Annotated in this window: 24 protein-coding genes; 13 read left to right on the top strand and 11 right to left on the bottom strand. The window is 66.0% G+C overall.

Annotated features, from left to right (window positions below):
* Window positions 1-116: 116 nt before the first annotated feature.
* A complete protein-coding gene (locus OG203_RS06110; protein ID WP_405164686.1) occupies window positions 117-1,064 on the top strand; it encodes a family 2A encapsulin nanocompartment shell protein in 948 nt (315 codons plus the stop codon).
* A complete protein-coding gene (locus OG203_RS06105; RefSeq protein ID WP_405164685.1) occupies window positions 1,036-2,625 on the top strand; it encodes a family 2A encapsulin nanocompartment cargo protein cysteine desulfurase in 1,590 nt (529 codons plus the stop codon). The genes OG203_RS06110 and OG203_RS06105 overlap by 29 nt, the downstream gene beginning before the upstream one ends.
* A gap of 46 nt (window positions 2,626-2,671) precedes the next feature.
* On the opposite strand, the gene OG203_RS06100 is transcribed toward OG203_RS06105, so the two are convergent.
* Window positions 2,672-3,172 (bottom strand): MarR family winged helix-turn-helix transcriptional regulator, encoded by a 501-nt coding sequence (locus tag OG203_RS06100; RefSeq protein ID WP_405164684.1) that lies wholly within the window; start codon window positions 3,170-3,172, stop codon window positions 2,672-2,674.
* 75 nt (window positions 3,173-3,247) lie between these two features.
* Between OG203_RS06100 and OG203_RS06095 the strand changes: the two genes are divergently transcribed.
* Window positions 3,248-3,418, top strand: a complete 171-nt coding sequence (locus tag OG203_RS06095) for a hypothetical protein (RefSeq protein WP_405164683.1) — start codon at window positions 3,248-3,250, stop codon at window positions 3,416-3,418.
* Window positions 3,419-3,420: 2 nt separating this feature from the next.
* Here the strand turns inward: OG203_RS06095 and OG203_RS06090 are convergent, their stop codons facing one another.
* A complete protein-coding gene (locus tag OG203_RS06090) occupies window positions 3,421-3,933 on the bottom strand; it encodes a hypothetical protein (RefSeq protein ID WP_405164682.1) in 513 nt (170 codons plus the stop codon).
* Window positions 3,934-4,172: 239 nt separating this feature from the next.
* On the opposite strand from OG203_RS06090, the gene OG203_RS06085 reads away from it, so the two are divergent.
* Window positions 4,173-4,607, top strand: coding sequence for a VOC family protein (locus OG203_RS06085; protein WP_405164681.1), 435 nt, complete (start codon window positions 4,173-4,175; stop codon window positions 4,605-4,607).
* Window positions 4,608-4,653: 46 nt separating this feature from the next.
* Here the strand turns inward: OG203_RS06085 and OG203_RS06080 are convergent, their stop codons facing one another.
* Entirely contained in the window at window positions 4,654-5,280 is a 627-nt protein-coding gene (locus OG203_RS06080) for a TetR/AcrR family transcriptional regulator (protein WP_405164680.1), read from the bottom strand.
* 243 nt (window positions 5,281-5,523) lie between these two features.
* Between OG203_RS06080 and OG203_RS06075 the strand changes: the two genes are divergently transcribed.
* On the top strand, window positions 5,524-7,692 hold the full coding sequence (locus OG203_RS06075; RefSeq protein ID WP_405164679.1) for a BTAD domain-containing putative transcriptional regulator: 2,169 nt from the start codon (window positions 5,524-5,526) through the stop codon (window positions 7,690-7,692).
* 199 nt (window positions 7,693-7,891) lie between these two features.
* Here the strand turns inward: OG203_RS06075 and OG203_RS06070 are convergent, their stop codons facing one another.
* The 3 genes from OG203_RS06070 to OG203_RS06060 form a co-directional block, all read right to left on the bottom strand.
* Complete coding sequence (locus tag OG203_RS06070) at window positions 7,892-9,199, bottom strand: FAD-dependent oxidoreductase (RefSeq protein WP_405164678.1); 1,308 nt, start codon at window positions 9,197-9,199, stop codon at window positions 7,892-7,894.
* Window positions 9,196-9,759 (bottom strand): DUF6790 family protein, encoded by a 564-nt coding sequence (locus tag OG203_RS06065; protein ID WP_405164677.1) that lies wholly within the window; start codon window positions 9,757-9,759, stop codon window positions 9,196-9,198. Before OG203_RS06065 ends, OG203_RS06070 begins: the two co-directional genes overlap by 4 nt.
* Window positions 9,760-10,067: 308 nt before the next feature.
* Entirely contained in the window at window positions 10,068-10,484 is a 417-nt protein-coding gene (locus OG203_RS06060; protein ID WP_405164676.1) for a MarR family winged helix-turn-helix transcriptional regulator, read from the bottom strand.
* 110 nt (window positions 10,485-10,594) lie between these two features.
* On the opposite strand from OG203_RS06060, the gene OG203_RS06055 reads away from it, so the two are divergent.
* Window positions 10,595-11,419: an endo alpha-1,4 polygalactosaminidase gene (locus tag OG203_RS06055; protein ID WP_405164675.1), complete on the top strand. Its 825-nt coding sequence runs from the start codon at window positions 10,595-10,597 to the stop codon at window positions 11,417-11,419.
* A 142-nt stretch (window positions 11,420-11,561) separates the two neighbouring features.
* Here the strand turns inward: OG203_RS06055 and OG203_RS06050 are convergent, their stop codons facing one another.
* On the bottom strand, window positions 11,562-12,029 hold the full coding sequence (locus OG203_RS06050; protein ID WP_405164674.1) for a VOC family protein: 468 nt from the start codon (window positions 12,027-12,029) through the stop codon (window positions 11,562-11,564).
* A gap of 112 nt (window positions 12,030-12,141) precedes the next feature.
* Here OG203_RS06050 and OG203_RS06045 point away from each other — a divergent pair, with 112 nt between their 5' ends.
* The 6 genes from OG203_RS06045 (at window position 12,142) to OG203_RS06020 (ending at window position 18,749) form a co-directional block, all read left to right on the top strand.
* The gene (locus OG203_RS06045) at window positions 12,142-13,131 is read left to right on the top strand and encodes a helix-turn-helix transcriptional regulator (protein WP_405164673.1); all 990 of its coding nucleotides are present in this window, start codon (window positions 12,142-12,144) and stop codon (window positions 13,129-13,131) included.
* 109 nt (window positions 13,132-13,240) lie between these two features.
* Complete coding sequence (locus OG203_RS06040; RefSeq protein WP_405164672.1) at window positions 13,241-13,522, top strand: hypothetical protein; 282 nt, start codon at window positions 13,241-13,243, stop codon at window positions 13,520-13,522.
* Window positions 13,523-13,901: 379 nt separating this feature from the next.
* Window positions 13,902-14,399 carry a MarR family winged helix-turn-helix transcriptional regulator gene (locus OG203_RS06035; protein WP_405164671.1) on the top strand — a complete coding sequence of 166 codons (498 nt, stop codon included), beginning with the start codon at window positions 13,902-13,904 and terminating at the stop codon, window positions 14,397-14,399.
* A 10-nt stretch (window positions 14,400-14,409) separates the two neighbouring features.
* Complete coding sequence (locus OG203_RS06030) at window positions 14,410-17,007, top strand: MFS transporter (RefSeq protein WP_405164670.1); 2,598 nt, start codon at window positions 14,410-14,412, stop codon at window positions 17,005-17,007.
* Window positions 17,004-17,825, top strand: coding sequence for a YceI family protein (locus OG203_RS06025; RefSeq protein ID WP_405164669.1), 822 nt, complete (start codon window positions 17,004-17,006; stop codon window positions 17,823-17,825). The genes OG203_RS06030 and OG203_RS06025 overlap by 4 nt, the downstream gene beginning before the upstream one ends.
* A gap of 189 nt (window positions 17,826-18,014) precedes the next feature.
* Window positions 18,015-18,749 (top strand): alpha/beta hydrolase, encoded by a 735-nt coding sequence (locus OG203_RS06020; RefSeq protein ID WP_405164668.1) that lies wholly within the window; start codon window positions 18,015-18,017, stop codon window positions 18,747-18,749.
* 160 nt (window positions 18,750-18,909) lie between these two features.
* On the opposite strand, the gene OG203_RS06015 is transcribed toward OG203_RS06020, so the two are convergent.
* Window positions 18,910-19,617 (bottom strand): SDR family oxidoreductase, encoded by a 708-nt coding sequence (locus OG203_RS06015; protein WP_405164667.1) that lies wholly within the window; start codon window positions 19,615-19,617, stop codon window positions 18,910-18,912.
* A gap of 127 nt (window positions 19,618-19,744) precedes the next feature.
* Between OG203_RS06015 and OG203_RS06010 the strand changes: the two genes are divergently transcribed.
* Complete coding sequence (locus tag OG203_RS06010; RefSeq protein WP_405164666.1) at window positions 19,745-20,269, top strand: AAA family ATPase; 525 nt, start codon at window positions 19,745-19,747, stop codon at window positions 20,267-20,269.
* 19 nt (window positions 20,270-20,288) lie between these two features.
* On the opposite strand, the gene OG203_RS06005 is transcribed toward OG203_RS06010, so the two are convergent.
* From OG203_RS06005 to OG203_RS05995, 3 genes are all read right to left on the bottom strand, one after another.
* Window positions 20,289-20,444: a hypothetical protein gene (locus OG203_RS06005; protein WP_405164665.1), complete on the bottom strand. Its 156-nt coding sequence runs from the start codon at window positions 20,442-20,444 to the stop codon at window positions 20,289-20,291.
* A 55-nt stretch (window positions 20,445-20,499) separates the two neighbouring features.
* Window positions 20,500-22,323, bottom strand: coding sequence for an ABC transporter substrate-binding protein (locus OG203_RS06000; protein WP_405164664.1), 1,824 nt, complete (start codon window positions 22,321-22,323; stop codon window positions 20,500-20,502).
* 88 nt (window positions 22,324-22,411) lie between these two features.
* Window positions 22,412-24,673 (bottom strand): dipeptide ABC transporter ATP-binding protein, encoded by a 2,262-nt coding sequence (locus OG203_RS05995; protein ID WP_405164663.1) that lies wholly within the window; start codon window positions 24,671-24,673, stop codon window positions 22,412-22,414.
* Window position 24,674: the final 1 nt, after the last annotated feature.

Raw genomic sequence — 24,674 nt, 5'->3', positions numbered from 1 at the left:
CGTGTGAGATAGGAATCTGCGTGATTTAAACAGTTCAATCCCAAGCTCGAAAGGTGTAGGGGCGGTTAGGATCAGGGCGCTAGCAGCGTTCGTCCCTCAACTCTGAAGGTGATCCGATGAAAAGTGCTGTTACGGAATCTGTTTCCCCGCATGCCGTTTCGTTGAGCGATGCGGCCGCCCAGACGCTGGCGACCGAGACAAAGACTGTCCCGCAGATGGAGTCGATCACCCCGCGGTGGCTGGTTCCTCTGCTGGACTGGGTTCCGGTCGAGGCCGGCCTTTACCGGCGCAACCGTGTTACCCGCGGGGACACCGTCGCCATTCGGAGCGGCGACTTCGACGAGTCCTTGCTGCCGGAGACCTTCGTCGACTACGAGACGGAGCCTCGGGAATATCGGCTGAAGCCGGTGCACACGGTCGTCAACGTGCACACCCGAATCGCGGACCTGTATTCGAATACCCACGACCAGACCGCCCACCAGCTGCGGCTGTCGATCGAAGCGGTCAAGGAGTATCAGGAGAACGAGCTGATCAACAGCCCGGACTACGGGTTGATCGCCAATGTCGCTGACAAGCAACGGATCTCGACCATCGCCGGGCCGCCCACCCCCGACGACCTCGACACCATGATCGCGCGAGTGTGGAAGGAGCCCGGCTTCTTCCTCACCCATCCGGAGGGGATCGCGGCGTTCGGCAGGGAGTGCACGCTGCGCGGTGTTCCCCCGATGACCGTGAGTCTGTTCGGGTCGCAATTCCTGACCTGGCGCGGGATTCCGATCATTCCGTCGGACAAGATTCCGCTGGCCAAGGGCCGGACGAGCATCCTGTTGATCCGCCCCGGCGAAACGCGCCGCGGCGTGGTAGGCCTGTACCAGCCCGGACTGAGTGGTGAACAGGGACTTGGGCTTTCGGTAAAGTTCATGGGTATCGATCGCCGTGCCATCGCGTCCTATCTGATGACGCTGTACAGCTCGCTGGCGATCCTGGCCGACGACGCGGTGGCATTGCTCGACGGAGTCGAGGTGAACAAGTTCCATGACTACGCCTCGAACGGACGGCACTGACCACCCCGGTTCGAGCGCGGCGAGCAACGGTGGCGGCGGGCGTAATTCGCTGCCGGACGAGGCGGCACTGAATCGCCTTGCCGGAGAGATCTTCTCGGCGCTGCCCGGACCACCGCAGCGACCGAACGCGCGGATGTCCGACTCGGCAGACCGATCGCCGACCCCTGTGGTGGGCACCGATCCGTTCTTCGCCGCCCTGCCGATGATGACGGAACTGCTGTCGCCGCAACCGATTCCGGCGCAGGCGTCGGCGTCACCGGTGTTCTATTTTCTGGACCGCCCCGAGGCGACCGAGGCGACCGAAGCGGCCGACTCGACGCTCGCCTTCGACCCGCACCCACCGTTCGACGTGTACTCGGTGCGCAACGATTTCCCGATACTCCGGGAACGGGTGAACGGCCATCCGCTGGCGTGGTTCGACAATGCCGCAACGACGCAGAAGCCGCGCTCGGTCATCGACCGGATCTCGTCGTTCTACGAACACGAGTACTCCAACATCCATCGCGGCGCACACGAATTGGCCGCGCGCGCCACCGACGCCTACGAGCACGCCCGCGACGTGGTGGCGCGTTTCCTGGGCGCGTCCTCGGCCGAAGAGATCATCTTCGTCCGCGGCGCGACCGAGGGGATCAACCTGATCGCGCAGGCCTGGGGCCGTGCCAACATTCGCGAGGGCGACGAGATCCTGATCTCGCACCTGGAGCACCACGCGAATATCGTTCCCTGGCAGTTGTTGGCCGCCGAGACCGGCGCGCGATTGCTGGTCATCCCGGTCGATGACACGGGGGAGCTGCTGCTGGACGAGTACACGAAGCTGCTCTCCGATCGGACCAGACTCGTTGCGGTGACCCATGTCTCGAACGCGCTCGGGACCGTGACGCCCGTCCGGCAGATCATCGAGCAAGCGCGGCGGGCCGGTGCCGTCACCGTCGTCGACGGTGCACAGTCGGTGCCGCATACGAGGATCGATGTGCGGTCGTTGGATGCCGACTTCTTCGTGTTCTCCGGCCATAAGGTGTTGGGCCCCACGGGGATCGGCGTGGTGTACGGCAAATCCGCGCTGCTGCGGGACATGCCGCCGTGGCAGGGCGGCGGGAATATGATCACCGATGTCACGCCGGAGCGTTCGCATTATCAACCGCCGCCCGCCCGGTTCGAGGCAGGCACGGGCAGCATTGCCGACGCGGTCGGGCTCGCCAGTGCGCTCGAATACCTCGAACACCTCGGTATCGACGCCGTCGCGCGTTACGAACACGACCTGCTTGCCTACGCCACGCGGCGGGTGGCGGCGGTGCCCGGTGTGCGGCTGGTGGGTACCGCTGCGGACAAGGTGAGCATTCTCTCATTCGTCATGACCGGTCACACCCCGGTCGAGGTGGGAAATGCCTTGAACGAGAAGGGCATAGCGGTTCGCGCCGGACATCACTGCGCTCAACCGGCCCTGCGGCGGCTCGGCCTGGAAGCCACGGTCCGACCGTCCTTCGCGTTCTACAACACCCACCAGGAGATCGACCGCATGGTCGCCGCCCTCGAACAGTTGGCCGTGCGCTCCCGGCCGTAACGGCGGCACTTCTCGGCGCCCTGGGGGCCAGACCTCGGTGGTCGGGTCATCGGGGACTGTCGGCGCGCAGCGAACCTCGGTCGCGCAGTTGCGCGGCCGAGCGCTGGTGGCGTTCGCGGCTGAGCGTGAGGAAGCGGTGCACCGCCGCGAGCTCGATGTCGTCGAATTCCGCCAGTTCCGTATTCGCTTCGGCGAGTCGAGCGCTGAACAGGTCGTTCACGATCGCGACGCTGCGCTCGGTGGGCGTGATCAGCACCCGCCGCCCGTGCGTCGGATCGGGTTGCCGGTGCACATACCCGGCCGCGATGAGCCGATCCGTCAACGCGGTGACCGAACCGGGCGTCAGGCCGAGTAGCCGGGCCAGTCGCCGGACCGGCTGCGGACCGTGCCGAAACACGAGATCCAGGCACCGTAGATCGGTGCGCCCGATGCCGAGATAGTCGGCAAGCGCTTGATCGTCGGCGTCGATCTCGGCCTGCAATTCCGCCATGGCGTGACCGATCGCGGCGGTCAGTTCGGTGCGGTGGTGGTTCTGGGCGCAGGCCATCGTTCTCCTGTAGTGTTTGATTATCAAACACTCTAGACGATGCGGATTCGTCCGCACACGGAAGGCAGGATCGCGATGAACGATCGGAACGGCGACAACCGCCCCTCGGCGACCAATTCGGCACTCGGCAGCTTGGTGTCCTGGGTGGCAGGCAAGGATTCCGTCAAGAAGGGCCGCTCGCCGCTGGACGGAGCGGTTGGCGAGTTGGTGTCATGGTTCACCGGCAAAGGTGGACGAAAAGGCTAGGGTCACTGCGACAGCATGGGGATCGGGCTCGGCTCGGCGACCGTCACCAGAACAACGATATCCGCGTAGGGCGCGTCGCCGTGGCCGAGGCGATGGGCGAAGCGCGCCATGGGAATTCGCCACCGGTACTTCGCGGCGATCGCCGATTCGACATGGGGCAGCAGCGTGCCCGCGGTCACCAACTGGGCTTGGCCCTGCAGCTGGTGGGAACCGAGTGCGGGGGTGCCGCGCCGGTCGCCGGGCTGAACGAGTACCCGGCCATCGCGGGCCAGCTCTTCGGCTTCCTGGGACTGCGACGACACCCGGAAAACGAGCTGGGTGTCGCCGATCGGAATAACCAGTCGCGGCACGGTGGTCAGCTGCCGCGGACCGGTAACTCGGGTCACCAGAACGGTTTTGGCGTCGCGCCAGACGTTCGTGGCGGTCGGACGCACACCGCCCCATCCCGACTGTAGTCGAGCAGCGGGTCGCGCTACCTGACCGTCGGGGGTGAGGTCGACGAGGGTATCTGTCATCGCGTTCGTTCCTTTCCCTTGATCGATCGGTGTCAGGTTCCCGGCGACTCAGGCGGGTCCTCGTTCGTCAGCCATACCCCGCCACCTTGCGCTCAATCCCGTTCTACCACTTGTACCGCAGCCTTACTCGTGACCGGACCCGGCAAACCCAACACCGCCGCCGCGGAAGTGCTCGTTCCGAACCGCATCCCATCGGGTGGCGCGCATACTGGAAGAGATTGGCGGCGAAGGGGTTTCCGATGTCCACGATCTCACCGCATCTGGTGGTCAAGAACGCGATCGATGCCGCGCGGTGGTACGGCGAAGTGCTCGGCGCCGAGGAGATCAGCAGGCTCGAGCTGCCGGGCGGGCAGGTGCTCACCATCGGGTTGCGGATCGGGGACACCGAGGTGCACCTCGCCGACGAGCACCCCGATATGGGAATAGTGTCGCCGGTGACGCTGGGCGGCACTTATATGGCGTTGCAGGTCGAAATCGATGACGTCGATGCGACATTCGAGCGGGCACTCAGCGCGGGCGCCACCCAGTTCCATCCCCTGTCCGACACGTTCTACGGTGACCGGGCCGGGCAGTTCATCGATCCGTTCGGCCACCGATGGGGTGTTTTCAAACACATTCGTACGGTCGCACCTGAGGAGATCGCCGCGGCCGCGGCCGCGATGTTCGGTGGGTAAACGCTGAACCGTCGGCTGGCTCCGTGGGAGATCGATCGTGGCCGGGTTACCCGGCGTGGTCGAGGGCGCGCAGGGCGGCGTCGACGAGGGTGCTGGCGGTGCGGGCGCACAGGGCGACGGCCTTTTCCGGTGGTAGAGCGCGGATGTCGATGAGGACCATGAAGGCTTCCCAGCCGACGACCGTCGCCACGGCGGAAACGAGTTCGTCGAAGTCCGGTGCTGGCATGCGGTCGCGCATCGGTGCCAACGCCCATTCGATCCAGCGGACTCGGCTGTAGCCGCGGCGGGGTGTGTTCGGTGCGGGTGGGGCGGCGTCAATGGTGAGTTTCACCAATCGTCGTCCCAGCGGCAGTGATTCGACGATGTTGACACCAAGGGCGTTGGTCAGCGCGGCGACTCGGACGCGGGGGTCGGTGGAGGTGACGTGTTCGAGGGCGGTGTCGGTTTCGTCGCTGAGCAGGCCGAGGGTCGCGTCGAGCATGAGCTGGTCGAGGCTGGGGAAGTGGAGGTAGACCGTGCGCCGGGAGACCTCGGCGGCGAGCGCGATGTCGTTGACGGATGGTTCGGCGCCGTCGCTGATCAATGCCATCGTCGCCGCGACGATGGCATTTCGGGTGCGGCGACGTTGCGCAGCGCGGCCCGGCCCTTCGGCCGCGGAGGTAGCTCGGGTCATCGGTTCCGGTTCCTCGGTTCTGTGTCTTGACAGAGGGTGCTGCGCAGTCAATATACTCATCTGCAGTAAGTGCACAGCAGTGTATTGAGTGCACTGGGAGGAAATAAACCATTTGGCGCGGCGGCTTCCGCCGTTGAAGTGGTTGCCGGACAACGTATTCAACGAGCACGATGCGCTGCGGGGTGGGCGTCGACTGCGGACTCGAACCGACGGATGGCTGGTTCGTCGAGAGTGGGAGACGACGTGGTGATCGAACAGGTGACAGGGGAGCGGGATCGGCGTGCGCGCCACGGGTTTGCCGACACGCGCGCGGAAGTCCACATCCTCGGTCCGGTGCGGGTAGTGGACGACGGTCGCGATCTCGGCGTCGATCGTCGACTGGAGCAGGCGGCGTTGGTCCGGTTGGCGCTGGCTCGTGGCGTCCCGGTGCCGGACGCGCGGCTGGTGGCCGACCTGTGGGGCGATGAGGATCTACCGCGCCCGATAGCGCGGCTGCGCGTGTTGATTTCGCGGCTGCGGTCGGCGTTGGGGGAACACGGTGCGGCGGTGACCCGGTCACCGTCCGGATACCAGACCACCGTCGCCGTCGCCGATTTGATCGCCGCGGAGGCGGCCGTGGCACGGATGCACACGGCGCAGCGCGCGGGCGAGCATGCCGCGGTGCGTTCGGCCGCCGAAGCCGCCTTGCGGTTATGGCGTGGCCCCACGCTGGTCGACCTGACGTCCGCGCCGTTCGCCAACGCGGAATCCGCCCGGCTCGATCAGTGGCGGTTGAGTCTGACGGTGGCCAGGCTGGACGCGGCGCTGCACCTCGGTTCGGGTGCCGAAATCGCCACGGAGCTGGCCGCATTGGTGCGGGAGCATCCCCTGCACGAACCACTGGCACGGTTGTCCGCGCTGACCCTGTATCGGACCGGTAGTCAAGCCGACGCCCTCGATCGGCTGCATCGGTTGCGCCGCGCGTTGTCCGATGAGCTCGGCGTCGATCCCACCCCGGAAACGACCGAACTGGAGCTGCGCATACTCCGCCACGATCCCGCACTACAGCCGCCGAGGGCGGCAACCACCATTGGAACCTCAATGGACACAACGTATCCGGCACCCACCGACGCATTCATCGGTCGGCGCCAAGAGCTGGCGGCGGTACTGGAGAGTCTGCGACGGCCGGCGGTGGTGACGCTGCTCGGCGGGCCGGGCAGTGGCAAAACACGTCTCGCGCTCGAGGCCGCGCGCGGCGTCGCCGCCTCCGGTCGGCCGGTGGTCTTCGTCGAGCTGGCGTCACTGCAGCGTCGCGACACCATCTATCAGGCGATCGCGGTGGCGGTTGGCGCGGCGCCGGAAGGCTGCCAGGAGAACGTCTTTGCCGCGCTGGCCGGAGCCGTGCTTGTGCTCGACAACGCGGAGCACCTCAGCTACGAGGTGGGGGCGATCATCGAGGAGCTTGCGGCGCGAGTACCGGGGCTCACCTTCCTGATCACCTCGCAGCGCGCGGTCGAATTGCCCGGGGAGGTCCTGATCCGGATCGGCGCGCTGGACCGCCTCGCCGGGCTCGCGTTGTTCGCCGAACGGGCGATGTGCTCGGTCACCGCGGCCGATCAGTCCGAGGTGATCACGGTGTGCGCGGCGGTCGACTGGCTCCCGCTCGGCATCGAACTGGCTGCCGGCATGACCAGGACCTTCACCATTTCCCAACTCGCCCAACGGATCGGCGGGCGCATCCGGCTACGCATGGGCAGCCGCCGCATCGCCGGTGCCGGTCGGCACAGCAGTCTGCGTGCGGCCCTTGACTGGAGTCATGAGCTGCTCGATCCGGTGGAACAGGCAGTGTTGCGCCGGATTTCGGTATTCGCGGGCGGCTTCGGGCTCGAGGCCGCCGAACGGGTGGTGCCATACGGCATAGTCGAAACTGCCGACGTCGCACCGGCATTGGTGAGCCTGGTGGACCGCGGTCTCGCCACGGTGCTTGTCGACGGCGCGGACCGTCGCTTCGTGGTCTTGGAAACGGTGCGCGACTATGCCTCGACCATGTTGGCCGCCACGGGAGAAGCGGCGATTGTTCGGCAGCGACACATGGCGTGGTGCTTGGATCTGGTCCGTGCCGCGGGCGACGAATTCGATTCCGCCGCATCGGTAACCGCGGCGTTCGCCGAATGGTCCAACGTGCTCGATGCACTGGAACACGCCGTGGGTGCGCCCTTGGCCAGCAGCGGACTGCGGCTGGCGACCGCCATGCACACGCCGGCCAGGGTGGACAAGGCTGCCGACGGTCTCGGCAACCACTCGCTCTCCCTCGACAGCGGCTACCACCGGGACATCATCGATATCGAACGCGGTCAGCTCGGGGCGGCGTGCCAGTCGAATCCACCGACCTTGCACGCCTTGCGGATCGAGCGGAGGAACCCCCACCACTAGGGCGCGTGCGCTGGGCCGTGCGAGCCCGGCCGATCGACCGAGCCGCCTGCCTACCAGAGGATTGGACGGCAGGCAGGCTGAACGGTCAGAGCAGTCCTAGGCGGCGTAGGTCGGCGACGTACTTGTCCACCAATGCGGCCGTAGGGCCGGCAGGAACCGGCGGTTGAGACTGTGTCGAACAGCATCAGGACCGTGCGCATCAGCTGCTCGCCTCCGGTCGGTCGGCCGTCTCGGGTACCGCAGTGGCCGCCTTGGGCGCAGCGGTGGCTTCCTTGGGCGCAGTGGTGGCCGCCTCGGCTGCAGCGGTGGCCGCGTGGGCCTCCATCGTGTCCCTCGGCGCGGAGGTGGATTCGGGTGTCCAGGACAAGGTTTCGCTCACCGCGCTCAGGTACAACGAGTGCGGCATCAGCCACACGAGGCCATTGCGGAGCGCGACCTTCAGCGGGTTGCGCCATTGCGCGACTCGCCCGGACGAGGCTGAGGCCCGTGCCAGTTGCTGGGTTCGGCCACGTCGTGCCACGTCGTAGTCGGCTATCACGGATTCCACGGTGGACTCAGTGGCGGCGAGCTTGCCTAGCGTCGCGGCGTCCTCCAGTGCCTGTGCCGCGCCCTGCCCGAGGTCGGGGGTGATCGCGTGCGCGGCGTCACCGAGCAGGATGACCCGGCCGCGGGCATACGTGGGCAGCGGTGTCTCCAGCGAATGAATATCGTGCTGTAGCAACGATTTCGGTGCGGTGGCGGCGATCAGTCGCGGGATCGGGTCGTGCCAGTCGCGGAAGCGTCGTGCGACGGTCTCGATGCTCGCGTGCGTGTGCGAGTTCGGCGGGGCTGACAGCGTGGCGTACCAGTAGACCCGCCCACCGGTCAGCGGCATGATGCCGAATCGCTGACCCCGCCCCCAACTCTCGACCAACGAGCGGCCCACTTCGATGTCGGCGGCGGCCTCGGCTGATACGACGCCGCGCCAGGTGAGGTACCCGGCGTAGGCCGGTCCTAGATGGTCGGGGAACAGTTGGGCTCTTGTCGGACTGTAGATGCCGTCCGCGGCGACGAGGAGTTCGGCACTGAGCGTTGCGGTTTCGCCGGTGGGACGCCGGAACGTCACGGTGCCGGTGTCGGGATCCACCTCGGTGACCTGGTGGCCGGTGCACAGGTTGGTACGCCGTAGCGCTTTGATCAGCATGGTGTGTGCGTCGGCCCGGTGCAGCATGTACCCGGCGACCCCGAACCGGCGGCGCAGCTCGGTGATGTCGCCGCGCAACAGCCACCGCCCCGATGCGGTCCGAATCCCCGTGGCACCCTGCGCGCTATCCAGCGCCCGGAGCCGGTCGGACAGGCCGAGCCAGTTCAGCGCTCGCACCGCGTTGGGCGCCAGCATCAGTCCCGCGCCGACTGGGCGGAACTCCTTCGCTCGTTCCAGCACCGTCACCCGCCAGCCGGCGCGCTCCAGGCCGAGTGCCGCGCTCAATCCGCCTATGCCGCCACCGATTACGACTGCCGTGCTCATGCCTGCCTGCTCCCGACCTCGTGCGATGAGTTGTCCACGCGGCTGGGTGACGGGGCCGCGGTTCCGGGTGTGGTCAGTCGTTGTGCGCGGTAGGCGAGGATGATCATGATCGCGGGGAAGAGCAGGTCATAGACCAGGACGCCGCCAGTGTTGCCGGGTGCGCGGTCGCCGTGGGCAAACCATTGATAGACATGGCCGATCAGCGCGCCCCACAAGAACATTCCGGCACCGAGGCCGATGGTGATGCGTTCGCGGGTTGAGGCCGAGACGGCGCGAAAGCCCATGATGGCGAGTCCGAGGTTGGCGAAAGCGATCTCGAACTGGAACGGGGTCGAGTCGAAGCCGATCGCGGTCGCCATCACCTTGGGGACGGTCAGGAACGTGATCGTCATCCAGAGGCTGCCGCAGCCCAAGGCGACCACGGCCCACCACCGCTGCCAGGTCTCCAACGCGGCTTGGCGGGACGGACTGCGCCGGGTGGCAACGAGTGCACCGACGACCGCGATCAGCGGCCAGATCAGGGGGACGGAGGTTTGGGCGAGGTAAGACATGTCGTTCATGCCGATAATGTTGCATGGTTAATATTAACTAGTCAAGACTCTGATCGGCCCGAATGTGGACCGCGGGCTTGCTGGAAGTTGTCCGGGACTCTGGTATTACGCATGACTGTCCGCGACTGCCGTTGTGGGCCCGGATCTCCGACGCATCGTCGGCATCAAAGAAGTCCGGCCACGCGGGCTCGACACGAAATACATTCCGCCGGTTAGCGGTTACTCGGCGTTCGGCACCGGAAGGCGGGCAGGCGACTACGCCTCGGGCGGTCCGTCGGGCAGACGACTACGCCTCGGGGAGACCGCCGGGCAGGCGACTACGGCTCGAGGAGCTTGGCCAGCGCGAGGGTGTCCTGTAGGTAGCGGTCGTACGGGAATCCGGCTGCGAGCAAGGCGTTGCGTAGCTCGTCGGCAAGCGGTCTGCCGGTGCCGTGGAAAGCGTTGCGGCCCGCCTCGGTGGTGCGGACCAGTCGACGTCGCTTGTGTTCGGGATCGATCTCGACCCGCACGAATCCGGCTTCCTCCAGCGGCCGCAGTGCCCGGCTGATCGCCGGGTCGGACACCGAAAGTGCCTGTGCCAGTTGATGTTGCGTCACCGGTTCGATGTCTTCCAGTGCGCCGAGCAGCCGAATCTGGCTGTAAGTCAGCCCGCCGGAGCTGTCCACGCGCCGCCGTGTCGCGTCTGCGAGCAGCGACACCACGCGATGCAACAAGTCCCCGAGTCCATCGTCCACACGTCGAGAATACCAGAGTCTTACCTTGTTAATATTAACGCGGGGCGCGGGAGGCTGCCACCAATGCTTGGGGCTTTGATCGACAGGCAGGGCGATGGTTGGATCTGCCTGTGTCTGAAACCACCGCACGTATTCGTCGTCGCTCGGCGACCGTCCTCGCGGCGTTCGCCGCCGCGGCCACCTGCCTCGGCGTGCCGCAGGCTGGCACCGCGAGTGCCGCTCCCGCGGTGACCCTGCCGCCGGTACATGGGGGTTTCGACTACCAGATCACGACGCCTTACGCGCCGCCGTCGGGCGTGACGATCGTCAGTCGCGATCACAGCGCCGAACGGGCCGACGGGCTCTACAACATCTGCTATGTCAACGGTTTTCAGGTCCAGCCGGGGGCGGAGCGTGAGTGGCAGGACGACCTGCTGCTGCGGGACAAGGACGGCAAGGTCGTCTATGACACGAGGTGGAAAGAGGCGCTGCTCGATATCCGCACCGCCGACAAACGCACCCGTATCGCGGACAAAGTCGATCAGTGGATCGATGAATGCGCGACCAAGGGTTTCAACGCGGTCGAGGTCGACAACTACGACAGCTACAGTCGATCGAAGGGATTGTTGACCACCGACCAGGCGGTCACCTTCATCGCCGTGCTCGCCAAGCACTCGCACGACCGCGGTCTCGCCATCGGCCAGAAGAACGGCGCCGAACTCGTTGACCAAAAAGCCGCTGCCGGACTGGATTTCGCGGTGTCCGAGGAATGTGGTGACACCGAGGAGTGCGGTGACTACGCGACCGCATACGACAACCACGTCATCGATATCGAGTACACCGAACCCGGCATGTCGGCAGCGTGCGCGGGGTACGGAAGCAAGCTGAGCATTGTGCTCAGAGACGTCGAGGTCTCGGCTCCTGGCGAACCGGATTACGTCAGGAAGACGTGCTGACAACCAGCGAGACGGCGCGCGGCTGTCGACTTGTGTTCGCGGACAACAGTTCTCGCGAGGTCCCGTCTGTGTGATCGCTCCCGCGTCCGGTGGTTTCTCCTGTGCGGGGGTGCGGCCTGGAACGGCCGCACCCCCTGGACGATCAGGCCTGGGTGTACTCGGCCGCGACGTCGACGATCCAGGTGACGCCGAAGCGGTCGGCCAGCATCCCGAAGGCGGGCGCCCACTGGGCGGGGCCGAACGGCTCGATCACGGTCGCGTCCTTGGCGAGGCCCTCCCACACCGGGGTGACCTCATCGACGCTCTCGCCGCGAACGGAGAGGAAGAACCGCTCCTCGGTGATCGTGGTGCCGTTCTCGCGGCGCGTGGTGGGCGCGCCCGGCCCGGTGGGTGCGTCCCGGCCGGGCACGTCGTAGGCCATCACCCGGAAGCCGTTGTCGGCGACGACCTGGCCGAACACGACGTTCGTCGCGCCGGGCAGTTCGGCGGGCATCCCGAAGTCGGCGTAGGTGGCGATGGTGAGTTGCCCGCCGAACACCGACCGGTAGAACTCGAGGGCTTCGCGGGCCTGGCCGTGGAAGTTCAGGTGAGCGACAGCGTTGAGCGACATAGTGTTCCGGTCCTTCACGAGTGGTTTCGGCACCGGCGACTTCCGGTGACAAAGTCCAAGGTGTCACCAGTACCGGTCAGGGAACGTCCGCTATTCGTGGCAGCCTGGAAACATGCCGCTCGCTTCTTCGACGACGACCTCCAGCAGGTTGCTCTCGCTGCTGTCCCTGCTGCAGGCCCGCCGCGACTGGCCGGGAGGTCTGCTCGCCCGACGGCTAGGTGTCAGCGACCGGACGGTACGCCGCGACGTCGACCGGTTGCGCGAGCTCGGTTATCCCGTCCAGGCGGTCAAAGGGCCCGACGGTGGTTACCGACTCGAAGCGGGTCACCACGTGCCGCCGTTGCTGTTCGACGAGGACCAGGCGGTCGCGCTCGCGGTGGCGCTGCGAATCGCCGTCGGAACCGGCGCTGGCATCGAGGAGGCCGCCGCGCGGGCGCTGACTACCGTGCGCCAGGTCCTGCCGTCCCGGTTGCGCCAGCGCGTCGACGCACTGGAGATCAGCGCGGCCGAGCGCGCCGCCGATCCCCAGGTCGACACCGGCGTCCTGCTCACGCTGAGCGCCGCCGTCCGCGCCGGTGCGGAACTGCGGTTCGACTACCGTTCCCCGGGACGCCCCGAAGACCCCGAGCCGCGACCGCCCCGCCGAGTGCAGCCACACCACCTCGTGGTCCGAACCGGCCGCTGGTACCTGGTCGGCTGGGATCCCGAGCGCGCGGACTGGCGGATCTACCGCGCCGACCGAATGACACCGCGCATCCCGAACGGCCCCCGATTCCCACCCCGCGAAGTGCCAGGCGGCGACGTAGCCCGCTTCCTGTCGGCCCACTTCAAGGGCTCCGACAGCACGGACACCTGGCCCTGCCGCGGCGAGGTGATCCTCGACCTCCCCGCAGCCAAGGTGGCCCCGTTCGCAGGCGACGGCATCGTCGAGGAACTCGACACCACCCGCACCAGACTGACCACAGGATCCTGGTCCTGGCCCGCCCTCGCCGCGGCACTGTCCCGCTTCGACACCGAGATCGAAGTGATCACCCCACCAGAACTGCGCGCGGCATTCGCCGAACTGTCCCGCCGCGCCGGGCGCGCCGCGGGAACCGAATAGGACGACTCGCGACACGCTGATTGTGTCGGACCCTCGCCCCATACTGATAGTCATGGGGTATGAAGCCGTACGGGGGCATTCGCGTAGGGGACGGATAGGCGGGAGTTACGTGCGGGGATCCCTCCGCTACACCGACCGACGCGCACCCCAGCGGCCGGGCCGCTACCGGTCTCCGTACTTCCACGGCTACCGCAGCGCCTCGCCCATGCCGATCCTGTGGGCCCTCGGAGCACTAGTGGGCGGCGTGGTCCTCCTGCTGGTCGTGCTCACCCTCACCCATATGGGATCCACTGACAGATCGACCGACCCCGCCGTGGTGCCCTCGACCGTCGCGCCCGCACCGCCGACTACCCCGCCACCCCAATGCTTCCCGTTCCAGGCGTCCTGCTGACCGAAAGACGACCGAGATACCCGGACAACCACGCTGGCTTGGCGTTGCCGCAGGTACTAGCTTTGGCGCTGAATTGTCTGAGCGAGAGGATGATTCGAGTTCGACCCAAGCTGCCCGTCAGTCGCGGACAACCTGGCCGGACTCGATGTTCGCGCGCCACTGCATCGGCGCCTCTCCCAGCAGGCGGTTTCCCGCCGGGGCGAGGCGGTGCGTGGCTCCCGATAACGGTCGGCGCACCAGTGATCATCTCGTACAGCGACATTGACGTATCTGTTTGCTATCGCCCATGGCTTGTCCGGTCGGGTTGAATGTATAGTTGGCAGAAGCAACTAGTTATTGGTGCTAAGCAAGTCCTGTAGGTGCAAGAAGGTGAATCGCGATGACCGCTGCCGGTCTCGAGCCAACGGCCGCCGCCGTTGCGCTCGATGACGCCGATCGGCTCAGCGCACAGCTGGTCCGGTTCGTGCGACTGATCAACCGGACGAAAACACAGCTGTCCAAACATGGGCCGGACGGTTTGGAGCGGCTCGCCTACTCGGTGCTGTTCTGCCTGGTGCACGATGGGCCGCAACGTACCGGCAAGCTCGCCGAGCAACTGCACTCGGAGATCTCCACGATCAGCAGGCAGACCAGATCGCTTGTGGAACACGGCCTTATCGAGCGTCGGGCCGATCCGATCGACGGCCGCGCGTGCGTGCTCGCGGCCACCGCGCAGGGTGTGCGGATCTTCGAGCAGAACCGCCGACACCGCAACCTCTGGATAGCCGAACTGCTGGCCGACTGGCCTGTCGAGGAACGATCCGTGCTGATCGACCTGCTCGAACGGTTCAATACCGCGATCGAAACCACCCCGCCCCGTACGGCCGAACCACAATAGGTTTTCAAATATGACGAATACGACCACCCAGGCACCGCCGGACTTGGTTTCCGGTGCGAGAGTGACACTTTCGCACCGGCAGATCATGACGATCCTGTCCGGCCTGTTGCTCGGCATGTTCTTGGCCGCACTGGATCAGAACATCGTGAGCGTGGCGATCGTGCGAATCGCCAACAGCCTGCACGGTTTCGACGAACAAGCCTGGGCCACAACGGCCTACCTCATCACCGCGACCATCAGCACGCCGCTCTACGGCAAACTCGCCGATATCTACGGGCGGAAGCCGTTCTACCTCACCGCGATCGGGATCTTCGTGCTCGGCTCGGCCGCGTGCACGTTCGCGACCTCGATGTATGAGCTCGCCGGATTCCGTGGCTTCCAAGGCCTCGGCGCGGGTGGTCTGATGTCGTTGGCGTTCACCATCATCGGCGATATCGTGCCGGCTCGCGAACGGGTGCGCTATCAGGGCTACTTCATGATGGTCTTCGGCGGCGCGACGGTGCTCGGCCCGGTACTCGGCGGCTGGTTGTCCAGCTATGACAGCCTCGGCGGGATCGACGGCTGGCGCTGGGTGTTCCTGGTCAACGTGCCGATCGGCGTGATCGCGCTGGCCGTGGTCTTCCGAGTGCTCAATGCGCCACATCAGCGACAGAATTACCGGGTCGATTGGTACGGGGCGTTGGCGCTGGCGGTCTGTGTCGTGCCGCTGCTGATCGTCGCCGAGCAGGGGCGCGGCTGGGGCTGGGGGTCGAGTCGCGCGATCATCTGCTACGCGATCGGGGCCGTCGGACTGCTGCTGTTCGTCTTCATCGAACATCTGATGAAGGACGCGGCGCTGATTCCGTTGCGGCTGTTCAAGAGTTCGACGTTCAGCGTCACCATTGCCGGTGGCTTCATCGTCGGCATCGCGATGTTCGGCGCGCTGTCCATGGTTCCGCTGTATTGGCAGGTGGTGCGCGGCTATTCGCCGACGAAGGCGGGTCTGCTGATGCTGCCGCTGGTGGCGGGCATCATGATCGGCTCGCAGATCGCCGGGCGCATCACCAAGATCACCGGCCGATACAAGTTCCTGCCGGTGGTCGGTACCTTCGTCATCGCTTGCGGCGCGGCACTGTACGCGCAGGTGCACTTCGACAGCCCGGTGTGGCAGCCGCTGCTCTACAGCGGCATCATCGGGTTCGGTCTCGGCGGCTGTATGCAGACGCTGATCATCGCGGCACAGAACGCGGGCCCGCCCTCCGATATGGGGGTGTCCACCGCATCGGCGACCTTCTTCCGACAAATGGGCGGCACGCTCGGCGTCGCGGTGTTCCTGACGATCATGTTCAACCTGTTGCCGCACAAGATCATTGACGCGTTCGGCGGGCACCTGCCGCCGGGATTCGCGGCGTCCCAGCTCGACAGCCTGCAGAGCAACACCAGCGGTATCGCCGCACTGCCGAGCATCGTGAAGCAGCCGATCCTGATCGGCTTCACCAACTCACTGCACGGGGTCTTCTACTCCGCTGCCGCGGTGGCGCTATTGGCCTGTGTGGTACTGCTTTTCATGAAGGAGATTCCGCTGCAAGATGCCGGTGCGCCGACTCCTGAGCCGAGTGAGGCGGCCAAGGCGAGCGCTGACCCGTGGGACGAGGCGCAGGTCTGGGAGGGCGCCGCCCAGGCGCTCAGCCAACCCGAACCGGTGCTGGCTGGCGCGGTCGGGCGCGGCAACGGTAGCCGGGCACAGCTTGGCCCGGCGGCGGTTACCCAACTGGCCGTGGTGAATTCGGCGGTCGGCTTCTCCGCTCCCACCGGAGAAGTCGGTTCGATCGGCGGCGGCATCCACCGCGAGGACGGCCGCGCGGTCACCGGTGCCGCACTGACACTGATCGACCAACGCGGCCACCAGGTTTCGCGCGCGACCGGCGGTTCCGACGGCGGCTACCGCATCGGCGCGCCGGCCGCGGGCCGATATGTGCTGATCGCTTCGGCGAGTGGGCTGCAGCCGGTGGCGGTGAACGTCACCATCGGCGCGCAGCCGCAGGCGCTCGACCTCACGCTGCTCGGATCCGGTGAACTGTCCGGCGTGGTGCGCACGGCCGGGCGCCACGAACCCATTCCCGCCGCGACCGTCACGCTCACCGATATGCGCGGCGAGGTCGTCGGCGCCGCGGTCACCGGCGCTGACGGCGCTTACGTCTGCTACGGCGTGCTGTCGGGCACCTACACGCTGGTGGCGGCCGCCGAACGCATGCGGCCGAGCGCGATCACGCTCACCGTGCCCGACAGCGGACTGCTGCAGCACGACATCGAGCTTTCGCCGATGTCGGTGCTGGCCGGGTCGGCATCGGCCAACGGGCGGGTGGTGCCGGACGCATACGTCACGGTGCTCGACGCGACCGGCGCGCCGATCGCCACCACCCGCACCGACGAGAACGGCCAGTACGTCCTGCGCGATCTACCCGAGGGGCAATACACCGTGGTCGCCCGCGGCTATCCGCCCGTCACCAGCCAGGTCACCCTCGCCGGTGACGAGATCACCCACGATGTGCGACTCGGCTACGAGGATGCGGAGGCAGCGAGCGTGACCACGGAGGATCCAGGCTTCTCGGAGACGGCTCGGCCATGAGTGGGCTGACAGCACGTATCCACACCGCGGACGGGTGGCCGGTGCCGGACGCGGTGTTGACGGTGACCGATATGAGCGGCCGCCAGATCGCGCGGGCGGCCACCGATGCCACCGGGACGGCGCTCACCGAGCCGGTGCCCCCCGGCATGTACACCGCCGTCGTGACCGCCCCCGGGTTCCGGCCGGTGGCGCAGATGGTCCGCGCCGCTGGCGACGGCCGTGGCCGACTCGGCGAGATCACCATGGAGCCGGAGGCAGGTGTGGTCGCCACCCCGCCGCCGGGACCGTGGACCATCGATCCGGTGCACTCGACCGTGATCGTCACCGCACGTCACCTCGGTATCGCCAGCATCAAGGCCCGCTTCGCCGAGGTCAACGGCCGTCTGAACATCGCCGAGACGTTCAGCGAGTCAACCGGTTTCGCCGAGATCAAGGCCGCGAGCATCGACACCGGTATCGGCATGCGCGACGACCACCTGCGCTCCGCGGACTTCCTCGACACCGAGCGATATCCGGTAATCAGCTTCACCGGCAACAGTTTTCGCCGAACCGGCGGCGACACCTGGGTAATGGCAGGCGAACTCACCCTGCACGGGCAGGTCCACCCGATCGACCTCGATGTCACCTACGGCGGTTGCGGTCCCGACCCGTGGGGCGGCGTCCGCGCCGCCTTCCACGCGGAAACCCTGTTGCACCGCAACGATTTCGCCATCGACTACAACGTCCTCGTTCGCGCGGGGGTCGCCGCCGTCGGCACCACCGTCAAGATCGACCTCGATATCGAAGTGGTGCAGGGCGAGCAGCTGCCGCAGATGTAGCGAACAGCTTTCGCGAAAACCCGTTGCCCGACCACGGCGACCACTGCTACCTTTCTGGGGACCGTGCGAGAGAACGAGGAGGTGGTACCCGTGAACGCAGTATCGACATGGGTGCTCCCCGTTGGAGTCATGGTCGGGCGATAGGTCGTCCGGGAGCGCCGTTTATGAGCACTCCCGAAAGGCACGACCATGCAATTCACTTCTGAACAACGCCTCGATGACGACGTCCTCGAACGCGAATTCACCCTCGGCGAGATCCCCGGCATCCTGTGGACGCCCGCATCCGCATCCGAACCGGTCCCGCTGATCCTGCTCGGCCCACCTCCCCTCGGGCTGCGCAAGGTGTACCCGCGACTGCTCGCCCGAGCCAAGTACGCCGTGGCGGAGGGCTACGCCGCGGCAACCATCGAGCTCCCCTGGAGCGGTGAGCGGCCCCGTTCGGTCGCCGCCGATCAAGCCCTCGCCGACCTGCATCGGGCGCTGGCGGCCGGCGGGCGGGTCGACGACGAGATCGTCGACCGGCTCATCCTCCCGCTGGTCGACAAGGCGGTCCCGGAATGGCAGGCCACCCTGGACGCCCTGCTCGCGCTGCCCGAAATCGGCGGCCCGGTCGGGTATTCGGGCGGGGTGATCTCCATCGGCGTCCGGCTGGCGGTGGTCGAGCCGCGCGTCTCGGCCGCCGTGCTGTTCGCGGGTAGTTTCGTGCCGCGCGCCATCATCGAGGAGGCCAGGCAGGTCACCATCCCGCTGCACGTCCTGCTGCAGTGGGACGACGAAGGAAACGACCGGCAGATGGCCTTGGACCTGTTCGACGCCTTCGGCTCCAAGGAGAAGGCGCTGAACGCCAATATGGGCGGGCACACCGGCGTCCCGCAGCACGCGGGCGAGGCGGGGAACCAGTTCTTCGACCGGCACCTGAAGTGAGCAGGGCCGTCGGATCAGCACCGAGATCGCCACTCCGGTAAGCGTTCTCGCAGGTCTCGGCGATTGAGTTGACGGGCGGCGCTGGTCTCCAGCGCCGCCCGTTATCTGCTCAGCGTGTTCGGCGAGTGCCCCACGTGCTCCTCGGGGCGAACAAGATGGGCTACCAGGGAACGGTCTTGCCCTGCCAGTCGAGGAATCGCACGCCGGGGGTCCCCAGCTGGGCGAGCATGACGTTCACCAAGCCGGGGATGGTGTCGTCGATGCTGTACGGAGCGTCCGGTCCGCCCAGGTCGGTGCGGACCCAGCCCGGCGCCATTACCAGCAGTGTGCGTTGCTGTTCGGGTTGGCGGACCGCGAAGCTGCGCATGAACTGATTCAGGGCCGCTTTGCTGCCGCGATAGACCTCGCGCAGCCCGGTCTCGTTATTGGCGATGCTGCCCTGCCCGGAGGACATGGTTCCGATCAATCCGGTGGCGGTGACCAGGTCCTGCAACGACTCGATCACGCGCATCGGGCTCAGCGCGTTCGTCAGCATGACGGTGTTGAACTCTTCGGTCGTCACCTCGCCGATGGGAATGTTTTCATCCCGGGTCGTGGTGCCCGCGTTGACGAACAGGATGTCCAAAATGGTGCCGTCCAGGCGCTTGCGAAGCGCCGCGATCTGGTCCTGGTCGTTGATATTCAGCGTCTCGATCCGCACCCGGTCCGCGGCCGTCTCGGCGAGATCATGGAGCTTGGTTCGCGGTGAGTCAGGCCGCACGGTGCCGATCACGTTCCATCCCTTGTCCACGAACTGCTCGGCGATGGCGTGACCCAGTCCGCGTCCGGCAGCGACGATCAGGATCGTAGGGGAGTGGTTCGAGGACACGCAGCCCTGCCTTTCATAGGTTCGTCACTGCCGCAACAACTTTCGAGCGACATGTCGGCGGCATTCGAGTGCTTCGCGGGCGAATGCTGACGTTACTTGAAGGGCTGGGCGGTGGCAGCATGGGCGCATGCTCATCGTCATCGGCGGACTTCCCGGCACCGGCAAGACCACGCTGGCGCGGCTACTTGCCGCGCGAATCCGTGCCGTGTATCTGCGCGTCGACACCATTGAGCAGGCCGTTGTCCGGTCCGGCTTGACGAAGCATCCGGTCGGACCCGTCGGTTATGTCGTCGGCTACGCCCTGGCGCGGGAACAACTCCAGCAGGGGCTCACCGTGGTTGCCGAGTCGGTGAACCCCCTGGCCATCACTCGCGACAGTTGGTTGGGCGCCGCACAGGATGCCGGTGCTCCCGCGGTCGAGGTGGAGGTGGTCTGCTCGAATCCCGTTGAGCATCGAGAGCGCATTGTTTCGCGGTCGGTCGACATCCCCGGCCTGCCGCTGCCGGGGTGGCCGGACGTGCTCGATTACGACTACCAGCCGTGGAACCGGGACCACATTGTCCTCGACACGGCTGGCGAAAACCCCGACGAGTCCCTGTACCGACTGCTCCGGAGACCCGAGTTCGGTGCACTACGAACCGAGTCCGGATAAGGCTGCGCCGCAGGGCGATTCAGCTGCCGCTGTTTCTGGAGATCGCGCCCCACGCCGCCGTGCCGAGGAACAACACGATGCCGATGATGGCGAGCCAGAACAGGCCTTTGATGACGAAGCCAAGTACGGCGAGGACGAGCCAGATCACCAGCAGGATCGCAATCAGTGTCAACATCGGCTCAGCATGTCACCAAAACCGTTCCGCTGCGAGCAATGACGCCGCATAGATGTCATTTGGTGAAGTACCACTCCTCGGGTGCGCGCGCGGTCTGCACCGCAGGGAACGACACACCGCCGACGTTCTTGGCCACGACCTCCATGTAGGTTCGCAGCGGCATGTTGATCTGGCCGGGCAGCGTTTTCACCGCGTAGTCCTGATAGTTGGCGAACGCGGCCTTGTCGTCGGAGTGCAGTGTGGCGTTGATCAGTTCGGTGAGCTTCGGATCGTTGTAGTTGCCGATGTTCTCGCTCGCTCCGGGCAGCAGGAGCTGGTCGCCCGCGGGTACCGCGTCGTACTCCTGGTAACCGAAGTAGCCGATCTGCCAGTCGCAGGTCGGGCCGGCGCCGTGGCAGTTGCTGACGTCGTCCATCACCGTGTTGAACTCCTGGCCCTTCAGGTCGAACACGATGCCCGCCTCGGCCGCATCGGACTTCCACTGCTGCACCACCCGGCCGTAGATGGGATTGCCGGTGGAGTACTCGAAGGTGAACTGCAGCTTCGTGCCTGCGGCAACGCCGTCACCGCACTGGTTGTCCGCGATGCCAGGGCTGGTGCAGGTCATCACGCCGTTCTGCGCGGTCCAGCCGTGACCGGTGAGCAGCGCCTTCGCCTTGGCCTTGTCGAAAGCGTAGGGGCCGGAACCGCGTTCGGCGTCGGCGATGTACGGGTTCTCCGGCTTGATCGGGATCGGGCCGGTGGTGATCGCGCCGTAGCCGCGCATCGCGGAGTTGACGTCGGTTTCCTGATCCAGCGTCAGTTGCAGGGCCTGGCGGATGTAGAGCTGCTTGAATGTGGCGCCGAATGTCGGGTTGGCCATGTTCAGGATCGATGTGCTCCAGCCCCAGCCGTAGGCGGGCACCAGGTTGTAGTTGGCCTGCAACGGATTGGTGTCCGGCAGTTCCTGCGACACCTTCTTCTGCGGCAGGCTGGTCACTTGCACCGAGCCAACCGAGATGCTGTTTCCCGAACGCAGCGTGTTGTACTCCGCGTCGGTGCTGGTGAACGGTTCCATTTTGTAGTGCGCCAGATGCGGCTTGTCCGGCCCGCTGTAAGCCGGGTTCGGGTCGAATTCGATGTGGCCCTGCGCGTCGAAACCGGTCAGGTGCCATGGGCCGTCGACGACCTGCCAGAGCGGATCGGTGGCGTAGGTCGAGAGGTTCTTGCTCTTGTCGTAGAGGTATTGGTAGACGGCGTCGCACTTGGATTGATCCTGGGTGCAGCCACCGCTACCGGCCGCCGCCGAGTCCGCGGTCTTGTCCCACGCCATCGGCAGCGGGGCGACCTGCGCTAGCTCTTCGCCGGTGAACCAGGTCGGCGAGTAGCTGCCGTTGAGCTCGAAGGTGACTTGCTGTGGACCGGTCTCGGTCACCGATTTCACGTTGTCCGGGAACTGGCCCTCGACGTACTTGGCGAAGTTCTTCTTCTCCGCGAACAGCAGGTGCATCCAGAACAGGACGTCCTTGGCGTTCACCGACTCGCCGTTGGACCACTTGTACGGCTTGATATCGATGGTGACGGTGGCGTTGTTATTGCTGAACTTCGGCGGTTCGGCCAGGCTCTTGGTCGCGTTGACGCTGGTGTCGCCATTGTTGTCGCCGAACCAGTACAGCTGGCGGTACATCAGCTGCTGCAGGTCACCCGTGGCGTAACCACTGTTGTGGGCCGCGTCGTAGAGCGGGAAGATCCAATTCGGTTCCGTGCCGGGCGCTTCCGCGAATACCGCCGTGCCACCCTCCTGTGGCGTCCCACCCGAACTTGTACTCCCCGAACCACATCCGGCCAGTAACGACGTCGCGACCAAGACCGCGCCGACGGCGCTCGCCAGTCTTTTCACCTGCATCCTCGGACATCCCTTCCCTCTGTGGGGCACATACTCAGTCTTTCGTTGGGGCACACTCTCCGTGAGTTGTCCCAGGTCGTGGTCATACGGGGACGGCCGAACTCGCCGGTGGCGGCTCGATCGCCGAGGCTGCGGAATCGTTCAGTGGGAAATGGCATGCGGCTTGGTGGCCGGTGGTGCCGAATGCCCGCATTTGTGGTTCTTCGTGTGTGCAGATCTCTTGTGCCAGTGGGCATCTGGTTCGGAATCGGCACCCTGATGGTGGGTTGCGTGCCGAGGGTAGTTCGCCTTTGATCACGTCGTGCTCGGCTCGGGTGGCCCATGGGTCGGCTAGTGGGATGGTGTTGATCAGGCCGCGGGTGTAGGGGTGGCGTGGGTTTCGGTAGACCTCGTCGGCGGGGCCGTTCTCGACTAGTTTGCCCAGATACATCACCCCGATCCGGGTGGATAGGTAGCGCACTACGGACAGGTCGTGGGAGATGAATACGTAGGTCAGGCCGTGGCGTCGGCGTAGGTCGCTCATCAGGTTGAGGATTTGGGCTTGGATCGAAACGTCGAGTGCGGATACTGGTTCGTCGGCGACGATCAGTTTCGGGGCCAGTGCTAGTGCTCGGGCCATGACGATGCGTTGGCGTTGGCCGCCGGAGAACTCGTGGGGGTAGCGGTCGGCGGCGGTGGTGGGTAGGCCGACCTCGGCGAGTAGGTCTCGGACCTGTGTGTCGCGTTGGGTGCGGGTGCCTACGCCGTGGATGACCATTGGTTCGGCGACGATGGCACCGACGCGCATTCGTGGGTCCAGTGATGCGTAGGTGTCTTGGAACACCAGGTGTGTGTCTTGTCGTCGTTGTCGTAATGCTTTGCCGTGCAACGAGGTCAGTTCGGTCCCGTCGATTCGGACGCTGCCGCTGGTCGGTGTCTCGAGGCCGACGATGCAGCGTCCGAGGGTTGTTTTGCCGCTGCCGGATTCCCCGACCAGGCCGAGGGTTTCGCCCGTTTCGACGGAGAAGCTGACGTCGGCTATCGCGGACACCGTGCCGACCTTGCGTTGCAGGATGGCGCCTGTGGTCACGGGGAAGTTCTTGACCAGGTGCTGGATTGTGAGCAGAGGGAGGGGCGTCGGCGGAGCTGAGGGGGTGTACCGATGCGGGGGAATGGCAGTAGGCGGAGCTGGGTTGGGTAGACGCTGGACGTCGGCTGTGGGCGGAGCTGAGGAGGTGGGTAGTTGTTGGACGTCGGCAGTGGCCGGAACTGCAGGAGTGAGTAGATACCGGACGTCGGTAGTCGGCGGAGCAGGCGCCCGACCGCGTTCGCGCATGGCGGCACCACCGGTTGGCTCGAGGATTTCGGGGTCGCCGACGGGATGGAAGCACGCATAGTCGTGCCCGGCGACATCCCCACGCAGGACGGGTTCCTCGGTGCGGCACTGGTCGGTGGCGTGTCGGCAGCGTGGTGCGAACCGGCATGCCTGTGGTGGGGTGAGTAGGTCTGGTGGTAGGCCGGGGATGTTGTAGAGCGTGTCGCCGTGCTCGGCCGAGTTCTCTGGTAGCGCTTGGAAGAGTGCTTCGGTGTAGGGGTGGCGTGGGTTGCCGAACAGTGATTTGGTGTCGGTGAGTTCGGCGATGCGACCGGCATACATCACCGCGACGCGGTCGGCGCGTCCGGCGACCACGCCGAGGTCGTGGGTGACCAGGATGACTGCCATACCCACGCGGGTGCGGAGGTCGTCGATCAGTTCCAGGATTTGGTGTTGGATGGTGACGTCGAGTGCGGTGGTTGGTTCGTCGGCGATGAGCAGGTCGGGTTCGCAGATGAGCGCGCGGGCGATCATCACGCGTTGACGCATGCCCCCGGAGAGCTGGTGGGGGTAGTCGTTGAGTCGTTCGGCCGCGCGCGGTAGACCGACCAGTGTCAATGCCTCGATCACGCGGTCGCGTCGGGTCGCGGACGACAGGCGCGCCGCACCGGCGTGATCGTTCCAGTGCAGCTCCAGCGGTTCAGCGACCTGTCTGCCGATCGGGATGGTCGGGTTCAGCGAGGTCAGCGGGTCCTGGAAGACCATCCCGATCCGGGCGCCGCGTATTCGTCGCAATTCGGGTTCCGACATCTGTGCGATGTCCTCGCCGCCGAGCAGGATCCGTCCTGAGGCGATCTTGCCGCCCTCGGGCAGCAGCCGCAGGATCGACAGTGCTGTCATTGTTTTGCCGCAACCGGATTCGCCGACCAAGCCGAGCAATTCGCCACGTCCGACGTGCAGGGTTACGCCGTCGACCGGGTGCACGACCCCGTCACGAACGTTGATTGTGGTGTGTAGGTTGTCCAATTGGAGGACAGGCGTGTTGGTCATG

It is taken from the genome of Nocardia sp. NBC_01499 (genome assembly GCF_045040275.1).
GTDB lineage: Bacteria > Actinomycetota > Actinomycetes > Mycobacteriales > Mycobacteriaceae > Nocardia.
The sequence above is the reverse complement of the archived record's forward strand: the minus strand, read 5'-3'. Positions and strand labels throughout refer to the sequence as shown.

What these genes read in the sequence shown, in the direction of transcription:
- OG203_RS06100 (WP_405164684.1), bottom strand. Translation starts at nt 3,172, where the DNA reads ATGGCCTGCGCCCAGAACCACCACCGCACCGAACTGACCGCCGCGATC.
- OG203_RS06005 (WP_405164665.1), bottom strand. Translation starts at nt 20,444, where the DNA reads ATGTTGACACTGATTGCGATCCTGCTGGTGATCTGGCTCGTCCTCGCC.
- OG203_RS06095 (WP_405164683.1), top strand. Translation starts at nt 3,248, where the DNA reads ATGAACGATCGGAACGGCGACAACCGCCCCTCGGCGACCAATTCGGCA.
- OG203_RS06110 (WP_405164686.1), top strand. Translation starts at nt 117, where the DNA reads ATGAAAAGTGCTGTTACGGAATCTGTTTCCCCGCATGCCGTTTCGTTG.
- OG203_RS06010 (WP_405164666.1), top strand. Translation starts at nt 19,745, where the DNA reads ATGCTCATCGTCATCGGCGGACTTCCCGGCACCGGCAAGACCACGCTG.
- OG203_RS06105 (WP_405164685.1), top strand. Translation starts at nt 1,036, where the DNA reads ATGACTACGCCTCGAACGGACGGCACTGACCACCCCGGTTCGAGCGCG.
- OG203_RS06020 (WP_405164668.1), top strand. Translation starts at nt 18,015, where the DNA reads ATGCAATTCACTTCTGAACAACGCCTCGATGACGACGTCCTCGAACGC.
- OG203_RS06080 (WP_405164680.1), bottom strand. Translation starts at nt 5,280, where the DNA reads ATGACCCGAGCTACCTCCGCGGCCGAAGGGCCGGGCCGCGCTGCGCAA.
- OG203_RS06085 (WP_405164681.1), top strand. Translation starts at nt 4,173, where the DNA reads ATGTCCACGATCTCACCGCATCTGGTGGTCAAGAACGCGATCGATGCC.
- OG203_RS05995 (WP_405164663.1), bottom strand. Translation starts at nt 24,673, where the DNA reads ATGACCAACACGCCTGTCCTCCAATTGGACAACCTACACACCACAATC.
- OG203_RS06035 (WP_405164671.1), top strand. Translation starts at nt 13,902, where the DNA reads ATGACCGCTGCCGGTCTCGAGCCAACGGCCGCCGCCGTTGCGCTCGAT.
- OG203_RS06030 (WP_405164670.1), top strand. Translation starts at nt 14,410, where the DNA reads ATGACGAATACGACCACCCAGGCACCGCCGGACTTGGTTTCCGGTGCG.
- OG203_RS06025 (WP_405164669.1), top strand. Translation starts at nt 17,004, where the DNA reads ATGAGTGGGCTGACAGCACGTATCCACACCGCGGACGGGTGGCCGGTG.
- OG203_RS06050 (WP_405164674.1), bottom strand. Translation starts at nt 12,029, where the DNA reads ATGTCGCTCAACGCTGTCGCTCACCTGAACTTCCACGGCCAGGCCCGC.
- OG203_RS06065 (WP_405164677.1), bottom strand. Translation starts at nt 9,759, where the DNA reads ATGAACGACATGTCTTACCTCGCCCAAACCTCCGTCCCCCTGATCTGG.
- OG203_RS06045 (WP_405164673.1), top strand. Translation starts at nt 12,142, where the DNA reads ATGCCGCTCGCTTCTTCGACGACGACCTCCAGCAGGTTGCTCTCGCTG.
- OG203_RS06070 (WP_405164678.1), bottom strand. Translation starts at nt 9,199, where the DNA reads ATGAGCACGGCAGTCGTAATCGGTGGCGGCATAGGCGGATTGAGCGCG.
- OG203_RS06090 (WP_405164682.1), bottom strand. Translation starts at nt 3,933, where the DNA reads ATGACAGATACCCTCGTCGACCTCACCCCCGACGGTCAGGTAGCGCGA.